Raw genomic sequence first — 3,031 nt, forward strand, 5'->3', positions numbered from 1 at the left:
CGGCCTCGGGCTCCAGCGCCGACAGCCAGCCGCCCGCCGGCCGCGCCGCGCGCTCGGGCGGCAGGGCCACGACGATCTTGCGCACGGTGGCGGCCATCTGGCCCAACAGCCGCACCTTTTCCGACGCCTTGCGCATGGCCTCACGGTCGAAACCGTCCTCCATCGCCGCCCACAGGTCATCCATCGCCGCCATCAGCCGCTGCTGGATCTTCGCGCACCAGGCGCGGGAGGTCTGTTCGCTCATGACCAACAGCATGAGGCCGGTCCGAAGGCCGGGGACAGGAAACGTGCGTTTTCTTGTAGGGCTTTGAATTCGTTGAGGTCGAGGCGGCGCCTAACGGGGATAACCTCTCCCATGGGGAGAAGGTAAGACCGCACGCCCTGTGGATAACTTAACCCCTACTTCGTCGCCTCGTGCACTTCCTTCTTGGCCGCCGTCCCCGCTTCCTTGCTCTCGCGGGTGATGTCCTTGCCGGCTTCCTGGGCCTTGTCGCCGGCCTTGGCGCCGGCTTCCTTGGCGGCGTCCACCGCGTCGCCGGCGGCGACCTTGAGGTCGGCGGCGGTTTCCTTGGTGCTTTCCTTCAGGGCCGTGCCGGCTTCCTTGACGTCCGGATCGTTCTTGATCTCGTTGGCGGCGTCCTTGATGTCCTGGCCGGCGGCGGCGGCGCCTTCCTTGATCTGCTGGGCGTGCTGGTCCGAGCAGGCGGCGGCCGACAGGGCCAGGGCGGAGACGGCGATCAGGGCGAGGGTGCGCATGGGTCTTCCTCCAACGCTCGTGGTTGCAAAGAGTCCGGCAAACAACGATGCGCGAACGGTCGAGGTTCCGACTCTCAAGTCCCCGGGCAAGTCCCCGGAGGCGCCCCCCGGCGCCGCGCGCTTTCCCCGAAGCCCTTCGGGGGCTAAACCCCCGCCATGCGCATCGCCTTCCTCGGAACCCCCGATTTCGCCGTCGCCTGCCTGGCCGAGCTGGTCGCCAGCGGCCACGAGATCGTCTGTGTCTACTCCCAGCCGCCCGCCCCGCGCGGCCGCGGCCAGGAGCTGAAGCCCTCGCCGGTCCACGCCTTCGCCGAGGGCCTGGGCCTGCCCGTGCGCACGCCCGTCTCGATGAAGACCCCCGAAGAGATCGAGGCCTTCCAGGCGCTCGACCTCGACGCCGCCGTCGTCGTCGCCTTCGGCCAGATCCTGGTGAAGGCCGTGCTCGACGCCCCGAAGCTGGGCTGCTTCAACCTGCACGCCAGCCTGCTGCCCCGCTGGCGCGGCGCGGCCCCGATCCAGCGGGCGATCATGGCCGGCGATCCCGTCACCGGCGTCCAGGTGATGCGGATGAGCGAGGGTCTCGACGAGGGCCCCGTTCTGCTGTCCGAAAGCGTGCGGATCGACGCGCTCGACACCGTGGCCAGCCTGCACGACCGCCTCGCCGCCGTCGGCGCCCGCATCCTGCCCGTCGCCCTGGCCGCCATCGAGCGCGGCGGCGCCATCGAGACCCCGCAGAGCGAGGAGGGCGTCACCTACGCCAGGAAGATCAAGCCGGCCGAGGCCCGCATCGACTGGACCCGCCCGGCCGCCGAGGTCGACCGCCACATCCGCGGCCTCTCGCCCTTCCCCGGCGCCTGGTTCGAGGCGCCTTCGGAAAAGGGCCCGGTGCGCGTGAAGGCCCTGCTGTCGAAGGTGGAAGACGCTGCCAATTACGATGGGGGCGCGCCCGGAACCGTGCTCGACGACGAACTGCTGATCGCCTGCGGTGAGGGCGCCGTCCGCCTGCTCAAGGCCCAGCGCGAAGGCAAGGGCGCCCAGGACGCCGAGGTCTTCCTGCGCGGCTTCCCGCTGGCCGCCGGGACGGTCCTGGCCTGATGCCCCGCTACCGCCTCCTCGTCGAGTATGACGGCCGTCCCTATGCCGGCTTCCAGGCCCAGGCGACCCTGCCTAGCGTGCAGGGAGCGATCGAGGCGGCGGTGAAGGCCTTCAGCGGCCAGGAACTGCGCATCGCCGCCGCCGGCCGCACCGACACCGGCGTCCATGCCACCGGCCAGGTCGTCCATGTCGACCTCGAGCGCGACTGGCCGGCCCAGACGGTGATGAACGCTCTCAACGCCCACCTGATGCGCGAGGCGGTGTCGATCCTCGACGCCGAGGTGGCCCCGGAAGATTGGCACGCCCGCTTTTCGGCCAACGAGCGCCGCTACCTCTACCGCATCCTCAACCGTCGCGCCCCGCCGGCCCTCGACAAGGGCAAGGTCTGGCACATGAAGAAGGCCCTGGACGCCGCCGCCATGCATACGGCCGCGCAAGCCCTGGTCGGCCTGCACGACTTCACCACCTTCCGCGACATGCACTGCCAGGCCAAGTCGCCGCTGAAGACGCTGGACGTCGCCCGCGTGCGCCAGGTCGGCGAAGAGATCCATCTCGACTTCGAGGCGCGCTCGTTCCTGCACCGCCAGGTGCGCTCGATGACCGGGACGCTGGTCGAGGTCGGCGCCGGTCGCTGGGAGCCCGGCGACGTCAAGGCCGCCCTGGAGGCCAGGGACCGCACCCAATGCGGCCCCGTGGCCCCGGCCGACGGGCTCTATCTTGTGGGCGTCGGCTACGGCGACTGAGGGCGGCGAAGAAACCCGCGGCCTCCGCCGGCTCGACGCTCGACGGAGGCTGCGGGAGAGGCCGGTGTGAGGGCGGCCTCGAGGGCGGAAACCCCGGGGAAGTCAGGGAAGGGGCTTCCGGTGGGGAGGTCAGTCCGGCTTGCGGTCCGACATGCGCTCGGCGATCCAGACCGTACCGAGCGCCAGGATGAACACGCCGAAGCCGGCGAGCACGAAACCGAGATAGGCGATCTGACCGAGCGACATGGCGGGCTCCGTTGGCGTTCGCCCGGACGTTGCATGCCCCGCGCAAGCGTCGCCTTGATCTGGGTCAAACGCCGGAAGACCCCCTCAGTCGCTCCGCGACAGCTCCCCCAAAGGGGGAGCATCTTGAAGAGCGCCGCGCCGACCAGATCCTCCCCCTCTGGGGGAGGTGGCCCGGAGGGCCGGAGGGGGCC

3 protein-coding genes and 1 pseudogene are annotated in these 3,031 nt (G+C 70.5%); 2 read left to right on the forward strand and 2 right to left on the reverse strand.

Annotated elements, in window-relative coordinates; all coding sequences use genetic code 11:
• Both DMC18_RS21660 and DMC18_RS21665 read right to left on the reverse strand, forming a co-directional pair.
• A pseudogene (locus DMC18_RS21660) lies at positions 1-256 on the reverse strand (hypothetical protein); the annotation flags it as partial.
• A gap of 143 nt (positions 257-399) precedes the next feature.
• The gene (locus tag DMC18_RS21665) at positions 400-756 is read right to left on the reverse strand and encodes a cell surface protein (RefSeq protein ID WP_110121077.1); all 357 of its coding nucleotides are present in this window, start codon (positions 754-756) and stop codon (positions 400-402) included.
• A gap of 156 nt (positions 757-912) precedes the next feature.
• Here DMC18_RS21665 and fmt point away from each other — a divergent pair, with 156 nt between their 5' ends.
• Together fmt and truA are read left to right on the forward strand one after the other, a co-directional pair.
• Complete coding sequence (gene fmt / locus DMC18_RS21670; RefSeq protein WP_110121078.1) at positions 913-1,851, forward strand: methionyl-tRNA formyltransferase; 939 nt, start codon at positions 913-915, stop codon at positions 1,849-1,851.
• Positions 1,851-2,594: a tRNA pseudouridine(38-40) synthase TruA gene (truA, locus tag DMC18_RS21675; RefSeq protein ID WP_110133301.1), complete on the forward strand. Its 744-nt coding sequence runs from the start codon at positions 1,851-1,853 to the stop codon at positions 2,592-2,594. Before fmt ends, truA begins: the two co-directional genes overlap by 1 nt.
• Positions 2,595-3,031: the final 437 nt, after the last annotated feature.

It is taken from the genome of Caulobacter sp. D5 (assembly GCF_003185805.1).
Taxonomy (GTDB): Bacteria; Pseudomonadota; Alphaproteobacteria; order Caulobacterales; family Caulobacteraceae; genus Caulobacter.